The sequence below is a fragment of the Pantoea sp. Taur genome (genome assembly GCF_009830025.1).
Classification (GTDB): Bacteria; Pseudomonadota; Gammaproteobacteria; order Enterobacterales; family Enterobacteriaceae; genus Pantoea; species Pantoea communis.
The window spans coordinates 1-20,197 of the sequence record NZ_SZZZ01000001.1; the positions used below are offsets into that span (position 1 = coordinate 1).

Annotated in this window: 18 protein-coding genes and 1 pseudogene; 3 read left to right on the forward strand and 16 right to left on the reverse strand. The window is 53.5% G+C overall.

Translation table 11 applies throughout. The annotated features are described in order from the left end of the window. The 4 genes from FD744_RS00005 to FD744_RS00020 form a co-directional block, all read right to left on the reverse strand. The coding region (locus FD744_RS00005) for a transposase domain-containing protein (RefSeq protein ID WP_202403350.1) at positions 1 to 186 on the reverse strand (186 nt) is incomplete at its 3' end. 158 nt (positions 187 to 344) lie between these two features. Continuing rightward, positions 345 to 1,616, reverse strand: a complete 1,272-nt coding sequence (gene puuE / locus FD744_RS00010) for a 4-aminobutyrate transaminase (RefSeq protein WP_160866796.1) — start codon at positions 1,614 to 1,616, stop codon at positions 345 to 347. 72 nt (positions 1,617 to 1,688) lie between these two features. After that, positions 1,689 to 2,147, reverse strand: coding sequence for an ester cyclase (locus FD744_RS00015; RefSeq protein WP_160866797.1), 459 nt, complete (start codon positions 2,145 to 2,147; stop codon positions 1,689 to 1,691). 15 nt (positions 2,148 to 2,162) lie between these two features. Next, positions 2,163 to 3,587: a gamma-aminobutyraldehyde dehydrogenase gene (locus FD744_RS00020; protein ID WP_034827467.1), complete on the reverse strand. Its 1,425-nt coding sequence runs from the start codon at positions 3,585 to 3,587 to the stop codon at positions 2,163 to 2,165. 281 nt (positions 3,588 to 3,868) lie between these two features. Here FD744_RS00020 and FD744_RS00025 point away from each other — a divergent pair, with 281 nt between their 5' ends. Together FD744_RS00025 and FD744_RS00030 are read left to right on the forward strand one after the other, a co-directional pair. After that, positions 3,869 to 4,597: a FadR/GntR family transcriptional regulator gene (locus tag FD744_RS00025; RefSeq protein WP_160866798.1), complete on the forward strand. Its 729-nt coding sequence runs from the start codon at positions 3,869 to 3,871 to the stop codon at positions 4,595 to 4,597. 10 nt (positions 4,598 to 4,607) lie between these two features. Continuing rightward, positions 4,608 to 5,312: a cache domain-containing protein gene (locus FD744_RS00030; RefSeq protein WP_160866799.1), complete on the forward strand. Its 705-nt coding sequence runs from the start codon at positions 4,608 to 4,610 to the stop codon at positions 5,310 to 5,312. A gap of 31 nt (positions 5,313 to 5,343) precedes the next feature. Here FD744_RS00030 and FD744_RS00035 read toward each other — a convergent pair whose 3' ends face one another. The 7 genes from FD744_RS00035 to FD744_RS00065 all read right to left on the reverse strand — a co-directional run bounded on the left by FD744_RS00035 (position 5,344) and on the right by FD744_RS00065 (position 14,457). Next, on the reverse strand, positions 5,344 to 6,780 hold the full coding sequence (locus FD744_RS00035) for an FAD-binding oxidoreductase (protein WP_160866800.1): 1,437 nt from the start codon (positions 6,778 to 6,780) through the stop codon (positions 5,344 to 5,346). Between the two features lie 61 nt (positions 6,781 to 6,841). Then, a complete protein-coding gene (locus tag FD744_RS00040; RefSeq protein ID WP_160866801.1) occupies positions 6,842 to 8,167 on the reverse strand; it encodes an APC family permease in 1,326 nt (441 codons plus the stop codon). A 114-nt stretch (positions 8,168 to 8,281) separates the two neighbouring features. After that, positions 8,282 to 9,736: an APC family permease gene (locus tag FD744_RS00045; RefSeq protein ID WP_160866802.1), complete on the reverse strand. Its 1,455-nt coding sequence runs from the start codon at positions 9,734 to 9,736 to the stop codon at positions 8,282 to 8,284. Positions 9,737 to 9,974: 238 nt separating this feature from the next. Then, entirely contained in the window at positions 9,975 to 11,144 is a 1,170-nt protein-coding gene (locus FD744_RS00050) for a dihydrodipicolinate synthase family protein (protein ID WP_160866803.1), read from the reverse strand. A 16-nt stretch (positions 11,145 to 11,160) separates the two neighbouring features. Next, positions 11,161 to 12,402, reverse strand: a complete 1,242-nt coding sequence (locus FD744_RS00055) for an MFS transporter (RefSeq protein ID WP_160866804.1) — start codon at positions 12,400 to 12,402, stop codon at positions 11,161 to 11,163. A 59-nt stretch (positions 12,403 to 12,461) separates the two neighbouring features. Beyond that, complete coding sequence (locus FD744_RS00060) at positions 12,462 to 13,295, reverse strand: sugar phosphate isomerase/epimerase (RefSeq protein ID WP_160866805.1); 834 nt, start codon at positions 13,293 to 13,295, stop codon at positions 12,462 to 12,464. Positions 13,296 to 13,305: 10 nt separating this feature from the next. Next, entirely contained in the window at positions 13,306 to 14,457 is a 1,152-nt protein-coding gene (locus FD744_RS00065) for a Gfo/Idh/MocA family protein (protein WP_160866806.1), read from the reverse strand. 247 nt (positions 14,458 to 14,704) lie between these two features. Between FD744_RS00065 and FD744_RS00070 the strand changes: the two genes are divergently transcribed. Further along, entirely contained in the window at positions 14,705 to 15,340 is a 636-nt protein-coding gene (locus FD744_RS00070) for a TetR/AcrR family transcriptional regulator (protein ID WP_237449300.1), read from the forward strand. 4 nt (positions 15,341 to 15,344) lie between these two features. Here FD744_RS00070 and FD744_RS00075 read toward each other — a convergent pair whose 3' ends face one another. From FD744_RS00075 to FD744_RS00095, 5 genes and pseudogenes are all read right to left on the reverse strand, one after another. Continuing rightward, complete coding sequence (locus FD744_RS00075) at positions 15,345 to 16,115, reverse strand: 3-hydroxybutyrate dehydrogenase (protein WP_160866808.1); 771 nt, start codon at positions 16,113 to 16,115, stop codon at positions 15,345 to 15,347. 14 nt (positions 16,116 to 16,129) lie between these two features. Continuing rightward, a pseudogene (locus tag FD744_RS00080) lies at positions 16,130 to 17,529 on the reverse strand (GntP family permease). 66 nt (positions 17,530 to 17,595) lie between these two features. Further along, positions 17,596 to 18,780 (reverse strand): acetyl-CoA C-acetyltransferase, encoded by a 1,185-nt coding sequence (locus FD744_RS00085; protein ID WP_160866809.1) that lies wholly within the window; start codon positions 18,778 to 18,780, stop codon positions 17,596 to 17,598. Continuing rightward, a complete protein-coding gene (locus FD744_RS00090; protein WP_160866810.1) occupies positions 18,777 to 19,445 on the reverse strand; it encodes a CoA transferase subunit B in 669 nt (222 codons plus the stop codon). Before FD744_RS00090 ends, FD744_RS00085 begins: the two co-directional genes overlap by 4 nt. Beyond that, positions 19,432 to 20,151, reverse strand: coding sequence for a CoA transferase subunit A (locus FD744_RS00095; RefSeq protein ID WP_034822730.1), 720 nt, complete (start codon positions 20,149 to 20,151; stop codon positions 19,432 to 19,434). Before FD744_RS00095 ends, FD744_RS00090 begins: the two co-directional genes overlap by 14 nt. Positions 20,152 to 20,197: the final 46 nt, after the last annotated feature.

A 20,197-nucleotide genomic window follows, 5' to 3' on the forward strand; every position in this document is an offset into this window, starting at 1 on the left:
AAAAAGTGCCATGCCGGTTACAGCCCAGACCATCATTTCCATCGATAAACGGCGCTTTCGTAACGTCACTGTCCCGGTATCAGCGAGACACTCGTCAATGAGTTCAGGAGAAAGGAGATCGGAAAGCCTCGAGAATTCCTGAGGCGTAAACTTATGAACGATATCGAGAGCCTGACTGAGAAGCATAAAAAAATCCGTAATCCCTGAGAGATTACGGATTCTTGCAGAACTGCCGGATCGTTCAACCGATCATTTTTGTCTTAACTGATCGGCATTACGCCAATGGCGGGCTTTTTTTCGTGCATGATGCAGCCGTTTTAGACACCGACCTCACACCGCTGTGCTTAAACTGCAGCCTGTAATGCGTCTTTCACCATCATCAGCGCTTTATCAAACTGTGCATCAGGGATAGTGAGCGGATAAAGGAAACGAATGACGTTGCCATGCGGCCCGCAAGTCAGCAACAGCAAGCCTTGCGCCAGCGCCTGCTTTTGCACTGCCTGAGCTGCCGACGCAGAAGGCGCACCGGTGGCAGGATCGCTGAATTCAGCGGCAATCATCGAACCCACACCCCGCACATCGCTCAGTGCCGGACAAGTTTCTACGGCACTCTCCAGCACCGAACGCAGTTTGGCTCCCAGATGAACTGCACGTTCACACAGCTTTTCTTCACTGATGGCATCAATCACCGCATGGGCGGCGGCGATGGAGAGAGGATTACCCGCATAGGTCCCGCCCAGACCACCCGGCAGCGGGCTGTCCATGATGGCAGCTTTACCGGCCACGGCGGAGAGTGGCATCCCGCCCGCCAGGCTTTTCGCCATGGTCATAAGATCGGCCTGATGATGATAATGCTGCATGGCAAACAGTTTGCCAGTACGGGCAAAACCGCTTTGCACTTCATCGGCGATCAAAACAATGCCGTGTCGATCGCAGATGTCACGCAGCGCCTCGACAAATTCGGCAGGCGCAACGTTAAACCCGCCCTCACCCTGCACCGGTTCGAAGATTATTGCGGCAACCTGCTGTGGATCGATATCGCACTGGAACAGCGACTCTAACGAACGAATGCTGTCCTGCACGCTGATACCGCGTGCTTCTGAAGGATAAACGGCATGGAACACCGAACCGGGGAATGGACCAAAACCGATTTTATAAGGCTTAACCTTTCCGGTCAGCGCCATGGTCATGTAGGTACGGCCATGGAAACCGCCACCGAATGCGATAACGCCAGGGCGTCCGGTGTGACAACGGGCGATTTTAATCGCGTTTTCCACCGCTTCTGCACCGGTGGTAAAGAATGCGGTTTTGGTCTCGCCTTCAATCGGCGTCAGCTCATTGATTTTTTCAGCCAGACCGACATAACTCTCGTAGGGGACAATTTGATAGGCGGTATGGGTAAACTGTGCCAGCTGTTTCTCAATCGCCTCTACCACTTTGGCGTGGCGATGTCCGGTATTCAATACGGCGATGCCGGCGGCGAAATCGATATATTCCGCGCCCTCTACATCCGTGATCGTGGCATTGTCCGCCTGCTGCGCATAGAAATCACACATGACGCCCACGCCGCGTGGGGTAGCACGCTGACGACGCTGATTAAAATCAGAGTTTTTCATTGTTCGAACCTTCTGTTCAAGCGATACGATGCCTGCCGTAAATATTCAGGCATGGATTCAATTTATTAATAATTACTTTAATTGTTCGTCGAGTTTCTTCGAGTCGTAATAATCACCTTGATAAGTGATTTTACCCTCGTTCACTTTAATATATGAAACGCCGTGGAATTTAATCGGTTTATTGGTTGCCGGACTACCCGCCCATTCACCGTTGTTGACGCCGGAGAACATCCATTCGAAAGCCACAATGTCATGGTTATAAACGGGTTTACCGATCATCTGCCATTTCAAATCCGGCACACCATCAATAAAGGCTTTAATAACATTTTTCTCGGCATCGCTATTGCCTTTTACCGGAGTGCCGACGGCCGCGTCATAATAGATCACATCTTTTGCCAGGTAGGTTCCGGCCTTGTGGGCATTATGCTGATTCCATGCGCCCATATACTCTTTCACCACCTCCAGCGGTGTTTGGCTGGCAAAACAGCTGGAAGAAACAAACAGTGCCACCACCATTGCGATCTTTTTCATGTTGATTCTCCACCGTTAAGATAAGTCGCTCATGACATGTTTAATGCGGGTGTACTCTTCTAAGGAATACGCAGAAAGGTCTTTGCCATAGCCGGACTTTTTAAATCCGCCATGCGGCATCTCCGCACAGAGAGGAATATGGTTGTTGATCCAGACCGTGCCGAAATCGAGTTCACGGCTAAATAGCTGCGCCCGACGGTGATCGCGCGTCCAGACGCTGGCCGCCAGACCGTATTCCACGTCATTCGCCATCGATAACGCTTCACTTTCAGACGTGAAAGATTGAATCGTCATCACCGGTCCGAACACCTCGTGCTGGATAGCCTCATCTTTCTGCTGCAGCCCGGAAATAATGGTGGGTTCGAAATAGAAGCCAGGTCCGTTACCTGCTTTGCCGCCGGTTTCAACGCGCGCGTGCGCAGGCAGACGGGCGATAAAACCTTTCACCTGTTCCAGCTGATTTTGGCTGTTGAGCGCACCATAAAAAGCGTCGGTATCATCAGGCTGGCCGAAACGCAGACTGCGCGCTTCACTGACTAATTTATCGAGGAAATGGGGATAAATTGCCTCTTCAACCAGAATACGCGTAGCGGCAGTGCAGTCCTGACCGGCATTAAAGAAACCAGCGGCGCAAATGGTTTTCACCGCTTTGTCTACGTCAGCATCGCCAAACACAATCACCGGTGCTTTACCGCCCAGTTCCAGATGTGCTTTGGTCAGATTGGCTGCCGCTGATGCCGCCACCTGTAAACCGGCGCGTACCGAACCGGTGATTGACACCAGCGAAGCATCGGTATGCGACACCACCAGCGAGCCACTCGCGGCTTTACCTAACACCACATTGATGGCACCTGGCGGGAAGAATGGAGCCGCCAACTCGGCCAGCAGCAAGGTGCTGAGTGGTGTGGTATCACTGGGTTTTAACACCACTGTGTTTCCCGCTGCCAGCGCAGGGGCGATCTTCCATACCGCCATCATAAATGGGTAGTTCCATGGCGTGACCTGGCCAACGATACCCAGCGGCTCGCGGCGAATGGTGGAGTTAAAGCCCGCCATATATTCACCCGAGGCTTTTCCTTCCTGACAGCGGGCGGCACCGGCAAAAAAGCGAATCGCATCGCAGGAACCAGCGATCTCTTCCTGACGGATAAAGTGCTTTAACTGACCGGTCTCCTCGCTCTGGATATCAACGATACGCTCACAGTTCTGCTCGACCGCATCCGCCAGATGCAGCAACGCGCGCTGGCGCTCACCTGGCGTACTCTTTTTCCAGATTTGAAAAGCACTTTTAGCGGCGGTATAGGCCGCGTTGACATCGTCTTCATTAGCAAGGGGGGATAATGCATAGACTTCACCGCTCACCGGGCTGACCAGTTCGAAAGTCTCACTGCCAGAACCCTCACAGAAGGCTCCATTGATAAAGTGTTTTATCTTACGCATGCGACAGGCTCCTTTAATCATATAACATATTAGGTTTTATCATTATGATCACAAATCAGGCAACGTTTCTTTCACATTAATTTGATTGCACTCGCATATTTGCGGGTTCACAGATCCGTAAGAGGCTGTTTGAGCAGCTGTTGGTTTAAGCTGCTGATTGCGTTGCTTATCACGGTTTTCCGTCGCAACCAGATAAGGCAACTCATTGTTTCCAATGTGGATGTTTTATGTTATGAATGTGCATCTTGCCTCCCCAACACGAATAAGAAATCACGAGGACTATGATTACTCATGCAGTGATTTTTTCCCCTATTGGGCAGTCCAGTCGTTCCGATCAAATCGTGCAGCGATTGGCCAACGCTATCGTTTCAGGTTTACTTGAAGCCAATGAGCAACTGCCGAATGAAGCGGATTTGGCCCGAATGATGGGCGTCTCACACATCACGATTCGCGAAGCGCTGAACACCCTGCGCGCCAACGGTCTGGTTTACACCGTGCGCGGGCGAAACGGTGGCAGTTTTGTTGCCAACAGCATCGATAAGCAGACATCGAGTCAACATCCGTTCAATTTGATCAGCACGGAATATCTGTCTGATTTGGGTGAATGGCACTGTGCGATTTTCTGCCATGCCGCAAGATTAGCGTCCACCCGCATGACGGCCAGCGACATCGCCACGCTCACGCAATTTGTGGATATCCTGGAGCAGGCATCCAGCGCAGAAATGCGCAGCCAGGCAGATATGCGTTGTTTGTTGACGATTGCTGCGAATTCGCAGTCGGCGAGAATTGCCAGCCAGGAGTTGATTATCCAATCTGAATGGGCGTCTCTGGTCACACTTTTATATAAGTCAGATGCGGCTCATCACACTACTGTCGATATTTATCGCAAGTTATTGACCGCATTTCGCGGTCATGATGAACTGGCTGCGGTTAATCTGGCGAGTGCGCTGATTAATGAATTAACGTCAAAACTCATTGAATATAAAATAAGCTTTAAAGAGATTATGTGAGGAGAGAAGAGTGAGTGATGTCAATAACCAAGAGCGGATCGTGAATACATTGGAAGCGCTATTCGCTGCGGTGACGCTCTCGACGAAACATCTCTCTGCTTACGTTAATCAGACCCTTGCCACGATTCCCGTTGCGGGCATCGCATCTGATAAACAGCGTGAGAGTAGCCTGCGTAAAAGTCTCTACCCTTCAATCGAAAAAATCCTGCTGGAGAGTCAGTTTTGCTCTGGCGCGGGCTTTGCCAGCCATCTGGCAACAGAAAACCTTGCTCAACCCTACTGGTTCCTCGAATGGTGGTTTAAAAACCCGAAGAGCAATCAACAATCCTGCTTAGATCTCGATCAGGCCACGCAGCAGCGGCTGGATTTTAGTACCTTTGAATGGTTTAAAAATACGCCCGATGCCGAGGACGTTTGTTTACACGGCCCGTATGTGGATTATGTTTGCACCTCAGCGTATACCATTACAGCCGCGTCTCCTGTGGTGATTGACGGAAATATGGTGGGCGTGGCAGCGGTAGATATATTAGTCAGCCGTATTGAGGAAGCCTTATTGCCTATTGTGAAGCAAAGTAGCAGCAAGGTTGTTATGACCAATAGCGAAAATCGCGTGATATTTTCCAGCCATTTGCACTATCGCACCGGCTCGTTGCTAAATATCGATGCACCTTATCAGATCACGCAAAACGGCTTTTGCAAAATTTATTTCCTGTAAAACCCTGCCGCCCTTAGCGGCAGGGTGCTGATTAAAACGAAATCATTTTACCCGGTGCCAGTTTGGCGCTAATACCGAGTAGCGTCTTCGCCAGCGGAATGGCCACCGGAGCCAGTTTTCTGCCAATCATTAACGGTGTGTGTTTAATCGCCGTCAGCATTGAAAAATCGCTGTTGGCATTAACGATATCATCACGAATCGCCTTGCCAATGCGTACTGTCTGCGCGATGCCATGCCCACTCCAGCCATGCACCGAATAGATCTTGCCGTTCTTGCCGCCTTTACGGCAGTCGGTGGCACCATTGAGGGTGAGATCCGTGGTACCGCTCCAGGCAAAATCGAGCTGTAGCTCTTCGTGCTCGGGAAAAACCGCCCGCAAGCGTGATGTCAGGTAATCGACCGTGCGGGTATCGTCCCAGCGCATGCCCGTTCCCTGTCCCCCAAACAGCAGACGCTCATTTCGCACCGGGCGGTAATAATCTATCTGCAACTGGGTGTCATACACAGGTTTGCCAGTGGGCAGAAGGGTTTTTGAGCCGCCGCTGACGGGCGACGTGACGCCGACATAGGTATAGAAAGGAATGGTGGTGGCGTTATTCTCGTTCAGCAAAGTATGTGTCGCATCATGAACCGCAATCACCACGCCTTTGGTTGCGGTAATCACACCTGCGGCGGTGTGAACGCGCGTCACACTCCCGACTTCCTCAATCCGTATCACTTCACTCTGCTCATGAACCTGGCCGCCATTCAGCACAAAGCCGTAAATCAGACCGCGGTTGAGCGCCAGAGAGTGAATCTGTCCGCCAAGGTCGTCTAACACGCCTCCGTAATAGGCATCGGATTTGATATGCTCCTGCAACTCATAGCCGCCTAACACCGCCACATGGTCATCCCCGAGAAAGCGACGCGCATCCGCCGCCTGCACCAGCGCATTCATATGGCCGGGATGAATGGCGGCGGTAATGTGCCCGCGTTGACGATCCAGATCGAGGTGATAGCGGCTGGCGATATCATCAATCAGCGACATGGCTTCGGTTGAGGTGAAATGCCACAGGCGCTTCGCTTCATCGATACTGAGATTATCCAGCATTGACTCCGCCTCCCATCGGGCCAATCCCGGTGTCAGTTGCCCGCCGTTACGTCCAGACGCACCCGACCCAATGGCGTTTTTTTCCAGCAGTACCGTTTCGATACCGGCTTCTGCCAGATGCAGCGCCGTCGAGGCCCCCAGCAACCCGCCACCAATGACTACGAATTCACACACTTTATCACCTTCCAGCGGGGCAAATGTTGTCCAGGGGGCAAGCGTCGACTCGTAGTAATTGGCCGGATTTCCCGGATCGATATTCTCTGTTTCATCACACTGTCTGACCCAGTTCCAGTCGCCATTGATGGCGGTCTGACTCGGTCGCGAAAATTTTGCATCACGCATTAATACAGGTTTAATTAAATCAGGCTGTCTGCTCATCGATTATTCTCGGTTCGTTAATCGCACCACAGGAAGATTCACTGTGAGTTGCACTACTTTTTCACTCGGAAATCATCACTTCACGTTGGGTAACACTGCAGTAAATAATCCAGCTAATCCCTAACACCGCCCAAATAGATCCCAGCATAAAGGCATCATGATCGAGGTTGACCCACATCATCGCCACACACGCCAGGCCACACACCGGCAGCACCATATTTCTGAACAAATCACTGAAGGTACTGATTTGTTTATCGACAAAAACGAATTTCACGATAACTGAAAGGTTCACGGCGCTAAACGCCACCAGCGCACCAAAACTAATTAATGAAACGGCAGTATCTAAATCAAAAAAGATCGAGCTGAGCGAAATAAAGCCGGTTAATAATACGCAGTAGAGCGGATTACGCGTTTTCGGATGGATGTAACCAAATACCGGCGCGGTAACCGGATTGTTTTTCCCCATAATATGCAGCAGTCGTGCCGCACTGGCGTGCGAGGCGAGCGCAGAAGCCACGGTGTTCAATAAAATACCCAGCAGAAATAGCGTCTGGAAGAATCGGCCACCCACGTATAAAACAATTTCCGGCATCGCTTCCATCGGATTTTTGAACATGGCGTTATCGGGGTAGTAAAGCTGAATAAACCATGCCGCGAGGAAGAAAATCGCGCCGCCGATTAATGCGGTATAAAACACCGCTTTGGGGATAACATTCTCTGGTCTGTCTGTTTCATCAGACAGCGTGGTCACAGCATCGAAACCGAGGAAGGAGAAACAGAGTACGGCAGCACCGCTAATTAGCGGGAGAATACTGGCATTGCCATTGAACAACGGCGTGACCGTTAAAACGCGGCCAGTGCCGTAGGCGGTATCCAGATCGTGAACCACCAGGTAAACAAACACACCCATCAAAATAACCGGCATGCCGACAAACAGAAAATTAACGTTGGCCAAAATTTTAATGTTGCAGCAATTAATATAGGTAATCAACGTGGTGAAAGCGAGGATAGAGATCCACGGTGGAATGGCGGGCAACAACGTTTGCAAATAGATGCCTGCCAGCAGTGAGTTAATCATCGGCAGAAAAATATAATCTAACAGCGATGACCAACCCACCAGAAAACCCACATTGTTACCGCACACATTGCGTGCGTAGGTATAGGCCGAACCCGCACTCGGATAGAGTTTCACCATGCGGCCATAACTCAGTGCGGTAAATAACACCGCTGCCAGCGCCAGTAAATAAGCTAACGGCACACGGCCTTCAGTCAATTTTGAGACAATGCCGAAGGTATCAAATACCGTCATCGGCGTCATATAGGCGATACCAATAATAATCACTTGCCAGATGGATAAATTTGTCTTTTTTCTTGAATTCAGGCTCATAATAATTCCTATTCAATATGTCAGACACGCCGCTCCCTTCGCATGGTATCGGCGATGGAGTGAAAAGAGAGATGAAATGCTTGAAAGGGGTGAGGTGACCCTCACCCGTAACGATTATTCTTTGATTGCACTCAGATCATAATGCTGTTCATTGCTTTTCTGGTTATAAGGTCTGGCAATAAACATATACAGCGCACCTGATCCCACCACAATAAATAAGCCGATTAATACAATCCATTTATCGACGAAGCTGCCCTCGCCCGGCTGCACCAGTAAATAAATACCGCTCATCCCGTACATCAGCGCCAGAATATTGACCCACATGCCCCAGCGGCTAATACTCCATTCTCCCTGCGGTTTCCACCCTTGCAGACGTTTACGCAGTGCCGCTAAGACCACCATCTGGAAGGAGATATAGATCCCCGCTACGGCAAAGGCGGTAATTCGCGCCAGGTTATCGGGCTGATAGTAAACCCAGATGCAAATCAACAGCGGTAAGGCACAGCTGACAATCATGGCGTTGTCGGGCACATCGTGTTTGGAAATTTTCGCCATCCAGTTGCTGCCGGGCAGCATCTTGTCCCGCGAGAAAGAGAACAGCAGTCTGCTGAGGGCTGCCTGCAGTGAAAGGATGCATGACAGCATGGCAATCACCGCCACCACGATAAAGATCTTCTCCCCCATCGGCCCCAACGCGTTATTCAGAATCTCAGGGATTGGGTTCTGGATTTTGCCCGACACAATGTCGTGCAGATTAGGATAGGACAACAGATAACCCAATACCGAAATCACCGCCGAAATCGCGCCAAACACAATGCTCAGAATCATCGCGACAGGAATCTTCCGGCTGGCGTTCTGCACTTCTTCCGCCACGTTACCGCAGGCTTCAAAACCGAAGAACATAAACAGACCGAGCAATGACGCCGACATAAAGGCACCCATGTAGCCACTGCTGGCATTCACACCCATCGAATCAAAGATCACACTGATTGGCTGCATGCGATGGAACAACAGTAAATAGATACCCAACGCAATCACGCTAACAATTTCACACCAGAAACCAATACGCGCCACGCGTGCCAGGTTTTTAGTTCCGGAGAGGTTGATGGCCATCATCATTAACAGCAACACCACCGACGTCATCAGTAAATTAATCGCCGTTTGCTCATAGCCTAATAACGAGGCAACAAAGGTTGAGCTGTATTCGGCGATTGAGGTGATGGTCACCACCAGCGCCCAGAGATAAACCCAGGCGGCAATCCACGCATATTTCTTGCCCCATAAAATACGCGACCACGGATATAAACCACCGGTAATCGGATATTGTGACGCCACTTCACCAAATACCATTGCCACCAGAAGTTGCCCTCCTGCCGCAATCAGTATCCACCAGATAGAGGGCGGACCGGCCAACGTCATGGCGAGAGCAAACAGGGAGTAGACGGCGGTGAGAGGGGATAAATAGGTAAAACCCAATGAGAAGTTGGACATCAAACCGATCGATCGTTTGAATTTTCGCTCTTCATGCTCGGTTGTATTGCGGGTATTTCCTGACGGGATAGTACTCATCAACGCCTCCAGAACCTTGACTGTAATGTTATGTCAGTATTTATAAAACATAATATGTTATATGTATATTGTGCAATGTCACAGTTTTGTTAAATGACATATAACTCAATGTTAAATAGTGACTTTTCTGTTTATAGGGGATTCTTATGACATGCAGGAAGGTGGAATCGCGGGCAGAAGAAGGGACTTTTGTCGATCAAATGTGGTAGCTGGGCGGCCGCAACCGCCCTCAAAATATTCAAATACCGTGCAACTTCGCCAGCGACCACATGCGTTCAGCAGCCACATCCGCGTTATTCAACAAACCAGCCTCATCCGCCAGTCTAAAGGCTTCAGAGTAGTGCGTCAGACTGCGCGCACTCTGCATGCCGCCCAGCAAGGTGAAATGCTTCTGATGGCCATTCAACCAGGCCAGGAACACGATGCCCGACTTGTAGTACTGAGTGGGTGCCGAGAACAAATGCCGTGCCAGCGGCACTGTCGGTGCCAGTATCCGTTCAAAGGAGGCGCGATCGCCCTGCGCCAAAGCATGCAGTGCGCTGGTGGCGGCCGGTGCAATGCCGTCGAGAATGCCCAGCAGCGCATGCGAGAAACCTTGCTCATCCCCGGCGATCAGTTCGGGATAGTTAAAGTCATCGCCGGTATACATTTTGACGGAAGCCGGCAGCTGGCGACGCATCTCTATTTCACGATCTTTATCCAGCAGAGAGATTTTTATCCCCTCCACTTTTGCCTGATTTTCGCGAATCACCGCAAGGCAAACCTCCATTGCACTGTGAATCGTCGCGCCGCCCCAGTAACCGCGTAGTGCAGGATCAAACATGTCCCCCAGCCAGTGCAAAATAACTGGCTCACGCACCTGGCGCAGAAGCGTGCTGTAAACGGTGATGTAATCCTCTGGCCCTTTAGCAATGGCGGCGAGCGCGCGACTGGCCATTAAGATAATACGGCCGCCACAGGCTTCGATTGCTGAGATTTGCTGCTCATACGCGGCAATCACATCCTGTAGGGTTAGTTGGGAAAAGTCCGTCAGATGATCGGTGCCAGCCCCGCTGGCGACCCGTGCCCCCGGATAAGCTTTCGCTTGCTCAACGCTGCGTTTTATAAGCTCCAGCGCGGTTGGCCAATCCAGCCCCATGCCGCGTTGCGCGGTATCCATGGCTTCCGCGATGCCCAATCCCAGCGACATTAAATGATGGCGATATTCCAGCGTGCTGTCCCAGTCAATCGCCATATCGCTATGCGGATTTTGCATGCGCTGCGGGTCGGCAACCACATGTGCAGCGGCATAAACGTCGCGGTTAAATACCGGTTTCGCCGGTACGCTCCAGTGGCGCTCACCTTGCATGATGTAACTGTAGGGCTGACCGTTGCGATCCAGTAAACGCACTTTATTGCTCACAGACATGGTTCTGTTCCTTATTTCAGTGTTTTGCCAGATGCCCGGACGGCATCACATTCTGCGAACTGTTGTGGCTTCCGATAGGCAGGCGACGCACCCCCAGCAACACCAGGCTGCTGCAGATAATGACGCAGGCGGCGACCAGCCAGACCGGTTGCAAGGTGTAATGTTGCGCGTAATAACCCGCCACAATCGGCGAGATGCCGCCCGCCGCCATTCCCATATTCATCACAAAGCCGATGGCTGAACCACGCAGAGAAGGCGGCACCAGTTCAGCAGTGAGCGAGAGAACAATGGGTGTAATCGGATAGCCAAGGAAACCGAGGATCAGCACCAGCACAATCACCAACGGCACCGAAAGATTGAATGCCATGGCGGCCATCACCAGCCCGCTGATAAAAGTAATGGTCATCAGAATGGTGCGACGACGTTTAAAATCGCCCTTATCGCAGTAGCGCCCCAGCACAAAGCCGCCGAGCGCACCGGTAATGCCCAACAAACTGGCGATGGTGCCTGCAGTGCCAATCGACAGATTTTTCACCTGCATCAAATAGCTTGGTGCCCACAGCAGCACAATCCACCAGCCTGCCAGCAGCACGAAATAGAACGCGGCCATCAACAGCACCGGCGCATGGCGAAATAAGGTTCTTAATGGCACTTTCTCCGCCGCCTGGCGTGCAATCAACTCGGCAGGTTTACGATCATTTTTCACCAGCACCAGATACAACAGCGCCACCAGCATGCCCATCGCGCCTGCCACGTAGAACACCACGCGCCAGCCAAATATCGGACCGAGCATGGCGCCCATCCATGTGCCGAGGAAGCCGCCAATCGGGTACCCCATCCAGTAGAGTGACATCACCGTGGTGCGCTGTTTTTCGCTGGTCACGTTGGCCACTTCGAGCGAGGCGGCTGGCCAGAAGATGCCCTCACCTACCCCCGTCATCACGCGGTAAAAAATCAGGCTGGTCATGCTGCCGGCGACACCCGTTAACAGTGTCGCCAGTGAAAACATCATCAGGCCGAGAATTAATACCGGTTTGCCGCTTAACTTGTCGGCGATAATGCCGGAAATGAACAGAAAGACGATGAAGCCAAAAAAGAAGGAGGAGAGCAGAATGCCACTCTCCGCTTTACCGAGACCAAACTCTCCAGCGATCAGCCCGATGGCTGATGACACCGTCATGCGATCCACCGAGTACATCATGTAGCCAAGGCCGCACAGCACGGTGACCAGAATCATTTTGCGGGTATCTGTATTCATCTTTTCCTCGACAATGTCTGTGACCGACGAAAACAGCTTTTCAGCTCTGTCAGATACGGTTAACCGTGCGCCAGATGGCGAGCCTTGCAGGTCTTAAGCACCTCATCTGGATCCTGAGTCCACCAGTTCAGGCGGGAGAAAATTTCCACTTCATGTAATCCGCGATAACCCTGAGCTTCTACCGCTTCCCGCATGGCGCGAATATCGATAACGCCATCGCCCATCATGCCGCGATCTTCCAGCAGATCCCTCGTGGGCGTTAGCCAGTCGCAGATATGAAACGCCAGCAGCCGTTTCAGACCCGCACGGGCGATTTCCTGATAAAACTCAGCATCCCACCAGGTGTGATAGACATCGACGGCAATCCCCAGTCCATCGTCGCCCAGCTCATCGCAGAGGTCGTTAGCCTGTTTCAGCGTGTTGATGCAGGCACGATCCGCCGCGTACATGGGATGCAGCGGTTCAATCGCCAGCGGCATGCCGCCCGCGCGGGCGTACTCCAGCAGAGCGCTGAGTCCATCACGCACTTGCTGTCGCGCCCCCGGCAGATCTTTCGAACCTGGCGGCAAACCGCCGACCACCAGCACCAGGCACTCTGCGCCCAGTTCCAGCGCTTCATCCACCGCTCGCTGGTTGTCGGCCAGGGTCGCCTGGCGTGCTTGCTGATCAACGCCGGGAAACATGCCGCCCCGGCAGTAGCCACTCACCCGCAGATCGTGATGACGAATCAGCCGCGCCGCTTCTGCTAAACCGATGTTTGCTACCTGATCGCGCCACGGCGAGATGCCGCGAATCTCATGGCGCGCACAACCTTCAATGATTTGGCGTAAATCCCACTGCTGGCGCACGGTCGCCGTGTTGAGCGAAAGCTGTTCGGAATGGGGACGACTCATGTTCGGCTCCTTAGCGATCCAGCGATGGCACATCAACCCAGCGACGCTCTTTCCAGCTTTTCAGAGCCAGATCGACCAGTTGCAGACCTTTGGCTCCTTCCAGCAGATCCCAGCGATACTCCCCTTCGCCCCAGACGTGGCGTAAAAACAGCTCCCACTGCACTTTGAATGCATTGTCGTAGACCTGGGTATCCGGCACGCTGGCCCAGTCATCGAAGAAGTTATGGGTTTGACGGATATCCGGATTCCAGACCGGCTTCGGCGTATTGACGCTAGCCTGCGTGAAGCAATCGCTAAGGCCAGCCACCGCTGAACCGTTTACGCCATCCACCTGGAATGTCACCAGATCATCGCGCCGCACGCGCACGCACCATGAACTGTTGATCTGAACAATCGCGCCGTTGTGCAGTTCGAAGGTGGCGTACACCGCGTCATCCGCCGTGGCGTCATAAGGTTGCTGCTGTTCATCCCAGCGCTGTGGAATGTGGGTTGCGCCGATGCAACTCAGGCTTTTGATTTCACCGAACAGGTTGTCGATGACGTAGCGCCAGTGGCAAATCATGTCGAGGATAATGCCGCCGCCATCTTCGCTGCGGTAGTTCCAGGATGGACGTTGGGCCGGTTGGCGATCGCCTTCAAATACCCAGTAGCCAAATTCACCGCGCACCGATAACACGCGACCAAAGAAGCCGGATTCATTTAGCAAACGCAGCTTTTGCAGACCCGGCAGCCATAGCTTGTCCTGCACCACGCCGTGACACACGCCTTTTTCTTGTGCGAAATGGTATAGATCCAGCGCATCATCCAGCCCCATCGCTACCGGCTTTTCCGAATAGACGTGTTTCCCCTTGCTGATGGCTTTCTTCAGCAACGCCGGACGTGCTTGCGTGGTGGCGGCATCAAAAAAGATGATGTCATGCGGATTATTCAGTGCTTCATCAATGTTGGTTCCCCAACGTTCGATACCAAACTCTCGCGCCAGTGCAGCCATTTTTTCCGCGTTGCGGCCAATCAGAATCGGATCGGGCATCAATCGATCGCCATTGGCCAGCGCGACACCGCCCTGCTGCCGAATCTGCACAATCGAACGGATGAGATGTTGATTTTTACCCATTCGCCCGGTCACGCCGTGCATGATGATGCCCACTGGAATCTGCGCCATGTATTCACCTCAAAGTCGTTTGTGATGGAAGTAACACGTTCAACATCTATTTCAACGCTCCGCCGTTCGCTGATTCATAATCAATCAACTAACTGGTTGATGACGTCACTATAATGGGCAGAAAGAGACCTGACTTTGATCGAATTCACATAACCAACTAGTTAGTTGAAAATCTTTTGCCCTTGTTTTATGCGCAAAAAGAGGCACTATAATGCTCAGTAAAACAGTGATATGTGGGGATTCTGCTTTGGTTGATCGTGTTGCGAGTAACATTGAGGATGTCACGGATAAGCAGGTGCGGATACTGATGGCCGCGCGCGCAGAGTTCGCTGAGAAAGGATTCGACGGTGCACGCGTTGATAGCATCGCCGAACGCGCTCATGCCAATAAGCAACTGATTTACTACTACTTCACTAACAAAGACATTCTGTTTACCCGCGTGCTGGAAGAAGCCTATCGTGACATTCGCGAGCAGGAAGCAGCCTTAATGCTCGATCACCTCCCCGCCGATCAGGCAATTTTGCAGCTGGTGGAGTTTACCTGGCACTATTACCTGAAAAACCCCGAGTTCATTCGCCTGCTCAACAGTGAAAATCAGCTCAAGGCGCGGCATCTCAAAGATTCTGACATCACCGTGCAGATTAATCAGAGCTGGAGCAGTATCACCCAGCAATTGCTGCAACGAGGACGCGCCGAAGGAAACGTGCGCGAGGATATCGATGTGATGCAACTCAACATCAATATCTCCGCGCTGGGCTTTTTCTATCTGATCAATCAGTCAACACTGTCGATTATCTACCAGCAGGATCTCAGTGCCAAAGCGGCGCTGGATGAGCGCCTGCGCGTGATGAAAGAGTGTATTGCCGCGTGGATAAAGCCGTGATGCATTACTGCGCCAGCCAGCCGCCATCCATGTTCCAGGCCGCGCCGCGCACCTGCGCACCGCCCTCACTGCACAGAAACAGCACCAATGCTCCCAACTGCTCAGGTGTAACAAACGCCTGAGCAGGTTGTTTTTCTGACAATAACGCCAGGCGCGCGGTTTCGGCATCCTCGCCGGCTGCAATGCGTTTATCGATCTGCTGCTGCACCAGCGGCGTTAGCACCCAGCCCGGACAGATGGCGTTGCAGGTGATCGGTGATTGCGCGTTCTCCAGCGCAATCACTTTTGTCAGCCCTACCACCCCATGCTTCGCAGCGACATAGGCGGCTTTCTCTTTCGATGCCACCAGGCCATGCACAGAGGCGATATTAATGATGCGCCCCCAGTGACGTGCCTGCATACCGGGTAAAACGGCGCGACTGGTGTGGAACACCGAAGAGAGATTGATGGCAATAATCGCATCCCACTTCTCTACCGGGAAAGATTCCACCGGCGCGGTGTACTGAATACCGGCGTTGTTCACCAGAATATCTATCGCACCATAGTGCGCCTCTGCCCACTCAATCATCGCGGCGATTTGGTGCGGATCGGACATGTCTGCCGCGTGATAGTCCACTGTTGCCCCGGTGGCCGTGATAATCGCTTTCGCGTGTTCCACTTCGCCAAAACCGTTGAGTATCACCGTGGCGCCCGCTAGTGCCAGTTGCTCCGCGATACCTAATCCGATACCGCTGGTAGACCCGGTCACCAGTGCCACTTTTCCCGTTAATTGCATCGATTCATCCTCCTTCAGACAATGCCGGTGAGGTAAAACACCCCAATCACAAACAGCACGGCCAGACTTTTGATAATGGTGATGGCGAAGATGCCACCATACGCTTCTTTATGCGTTAACCCCGTGATCGCCAGCAAGGTGATCACTGCGCCGTTGTGCGGCAGTGTGTCCATCCCGCCGCTGGCCATCGCCGCCACGCGGTGCAGCACTTCCATCGGAATCCCCGTGGCCTGCGCCGCCTGCACGAAGTGTTCTGCCATCGCTGCCAGCGCAATACTCATCCCGCCCGATGCCGAACCGGTGATCCCCGCCAGCACGGTAATACTGATCGCTTCATTGAGCAGCGGGTTGGGAATCGCCTGCAGCACGCCAGACAGCACGACAAAGCCCGGCAACGCAGCGATTACCGCACCAAAACCGTACTCGGAGGCGGTATTCATCGCCGCCAGTAACGCACCGGCGACCGCCGTACGACTGCCTTCTGCCAGACGACCGCGAATGTTGCGCCAGCCAAAAATCAGCACCACCAGAATGCCGCTGAGTAGCGCCGCCTGTACTGCCCAAATCGCGGTGGTTTTCTTAATATCGGTGAGAATCGGCGTGGGATTTCCCGGTAGCGTGACGCTGCTCTGCGCGCCGTACCACGACGGGATCCACCAGGTGAAGCAGAGATTGAGCACCCCGACCAGAATCAGCGGCAGAATGGCGATCAGCGGATGCGGCAAGCGAACATCTTCTGCCGTTTCTGGCTCATTCTTCAGGTTAGTGCCATAGGGTTCCTGGTTGGCCTGTGCCCGACGGCGTTGCCGATCCAGCCACAGTAAGCCCACCACAATAATGAAGAGTGAACCGATCAACCCCAACCATGGCGCAGCCCAGGCGTTAGTGCCGAAGAAACTGCCGGGAATGATGTTCTGGATTTGTGGCGTGCCGGGCAGTGCATCCATGGTGAAGGAGAACGCACCCAGAGCCACCGTTGCCGGAATCAAGCGCTTAGGGATATTGCTCTGACGAAACAGTTCTGCGGCAAACGGATAAACGGATAAACGGCAAAGGCCACCACAAACAGCGACACGCCGCCGTACGTCAGCAGTGCGCACACCAGTACAATCACCGGGATGGCATGGCGACGCCCCAGCAGCGCAATGGCCGCCGTGACGATCGAGCGTGAGAAGCCGGATAGCTCAATCAACTTGCCAAAGATGGCACCCAGCAGAAACACCGGGAAGTAGAGCTTCACAAAGCCCACCATCTTTTCCATAAACAGACCGCTGAACACCGGCGCGACCGCAGCCGGTTCGGTTAACAGCACCGCTAACAGCGCGGCAATCGGGGCGAACAAAATTACGCTATAGCCGCGATAGGCGGCTAACATCAGCAACCCAAGCGCAGCGAGGGCAATAACGACACTCATGTTGCTTCCTTATTATTTTGTAGGGTTGAAGGTAAAGACATTGCCAAAAATTTGAATCGGTCCGCCTCAATCCGGGCGTTCAACCGCCAGCGCGACGCCCATGCCGCCGCCCACACACAGCGTTGCCAAACCGCGATTCAGCTCACGCTGCTGCAAGGCATGAATGAGCGTCACCAGAATGCGGCAGCCGGAGGCACCAATCGGATGCCCCAGCGCAATGGCACCGCCGTTGACATTGACCCGTTCCGGCTGCCAGTTAAGCGCTTTGCCTACCGCCAAAGCCTGCGCGGCAAAGGCTTCATTAGCTTCGATCAAATCCACTTGATCCAGCGTCCAACCAGCCTGTTTCAGGGCTTTGTTGGTGGCAGCCACCGGGCCAATACCCATCACCGCCGGATCCACACCGGCCATGCCGCTCCCGGTCAATCGCGCCAGCACCGGCAACCCTAGAGCAGCGGCGCGTGATGCTGACATCAACAGCACGGCGGCCGCGCCATCATTCAGGCTGGAAGCATTACCTGCGGTCACGCTGCCGTCCTTTTTAAAGGCGGGATGCAAACGCGCCAGCCGCTCTGCTGAACTGTCCGCGCGTGGCTGTTCATCTTCACCGATCACCAATGTCTCGCCTTTAGCCTGCGCCACCGTGACGGGCGTGATTTCGGCGCGGAAGGCGCCCTGCTGCTGTGCCGCCACCGCTTTCTGTTGGGATTGCAAGGCAAAGGCATCCTGATCGGCACGGCTAATGTGGTATTCGTCGGCCAGATTCTCGGCAGTGATCCCCATGTGGTAGTCGTTAAACGCATCCCACAAACCATCGTGGATCACGCTGTCCATCAGTTGACTGTGACCCAAACGACAGCCGCTACGCGCATCCGGCAGCAAATAAGGGGATTGGCTCATACTCTCCTGACCGCCCGCGATAATGATCTCGGCGGCACCGCTTTGAATGGCTTGCGCGGCCTGAATTACCGCTTTCAGCCCCGAGCCACACACCATGTTCAGCGTGCTGGCTGGCACGCTGTAAGGCACACCCGCCGCCACAGCCGCCTGGCGCGCAGGGTTTTGCCCGCATCCGGCGGTGAGTACCTGCCCCATAATGACCTCATCGATTAGCACAGGATCGAGCGCGGTTTGTTTCAGCAGTGTGGCGATCACCTGCTGGCCCAGCTCCGCTGCAGTCAGAGACGCCAGCGCACCGTGAAAACGGCCGATGGGCGTGCGGGTGGCTGCCACAATTACACATTCGTTCATGATGCCTCCTGGGAAAAACGCATTTCACGGACATCATCGGCGATGCGTAATTGCCCGGCTGTCTTTGCACGGATCTCATCCAGCGTGACGCCCGGCGCATACTCACGCAGCACAAAAGCGCCCTTTTCAATCTCCAGCCAGCCGAGTTCAGTGATCACTTTACGAATACAGCCGACGCCGGTAAGCGGCAAAGTGCATTCGGACAGCAGTTTTGATTCGCCATGCTTTGATGCGTGCGTCATCATCACGATGATGTTTTCCGCACCCGCCACCAGATCCATCGCGCCGCCCATGCCCTTGACCATTTTTCCGGGGATCATCCACGACGCGATGTTGCCGCTGACGTCCACTTCCAGCGCGCCCAGCACGGTAAGATCAACATGGCCGCCGCGGATCATGGCGAAAGACTGTGCCGAATCGAAGATTGCCGCACCCTTTCTTGCGGTCACCGTCTGTTTGCCGGCATTGATCATGTCGGCATCCAGTTCGGCTTCGGTGGGAAACGCCCCCATGCCCAACAAACCGTTTTCCGACTGCATCATCACGTCCATGCCCTCAGGTACGTAGTTGGCCACCAGCGTCGGCATACCAATGCCGAGATTGACGTAATCACCATCGCGTAGCTCCTGTGCCACGCGCTGCGCCATCTGTTCACGCGTGAGCATGTGCGCCTCCTTCACTCAGGGTGCGTTTCTCAATGCGTTTCTCGAAGTTCCCCTGAATCAGGCGATCGACATAAATACCCGGTGTATGGATCGCCGCCGGATCCAGCTCACCCGGTGCCACAATTTCTTCAACTTCTACCACAGTGACACGGGCAGCCATCGCCATCAGTGGGTTAAAATTCTGCGCGGTGTGGCGATAGATCACATTGCCGTACCAGTCCGCTTTCCAGCCTTTGACGATGGCGAAGTCACCACGAATCGCCTGTTCCAGAATGTAGTGGCGCCCATCGAATTCTCTGACTTCTTTGCCTTCTGCCACGGGCGTGCCATAGCCGGTGGCCGTATAAAATGCGGGGATACCCGCGCCGCCTGCGCGCACTTTTTCCGCCAGCGTCCCCTGCGGCGTGAGAATCACTTCCAGCTCACCGCTCAGCATTTGCTGCTCGAACAGCGCGTTCTCACCGACGTAAGAGGCGATCATGGTTTTGATTTGCCGATTCTCCAGCAGCAGCCCGAGGCCAAAACCATCGACCCCGCAGTTATTCGAGACCACGGTCAGCCCCTTAATGCCCTGCTGACGAATTTCGGCGATGAGATTTTCTGGAATGCCGCACAGGCCAAATCCCCCCGCCAGCAGCGTCATGTCGTCTTGCAATCCAGCCAGCGCCTGCTGATAACTGGTGACGCGTTTGTCTAATCCTGCCATTGCTGTACATCTCCTCAGCTCACCGAATAAAGCCATCCTCGCGTCA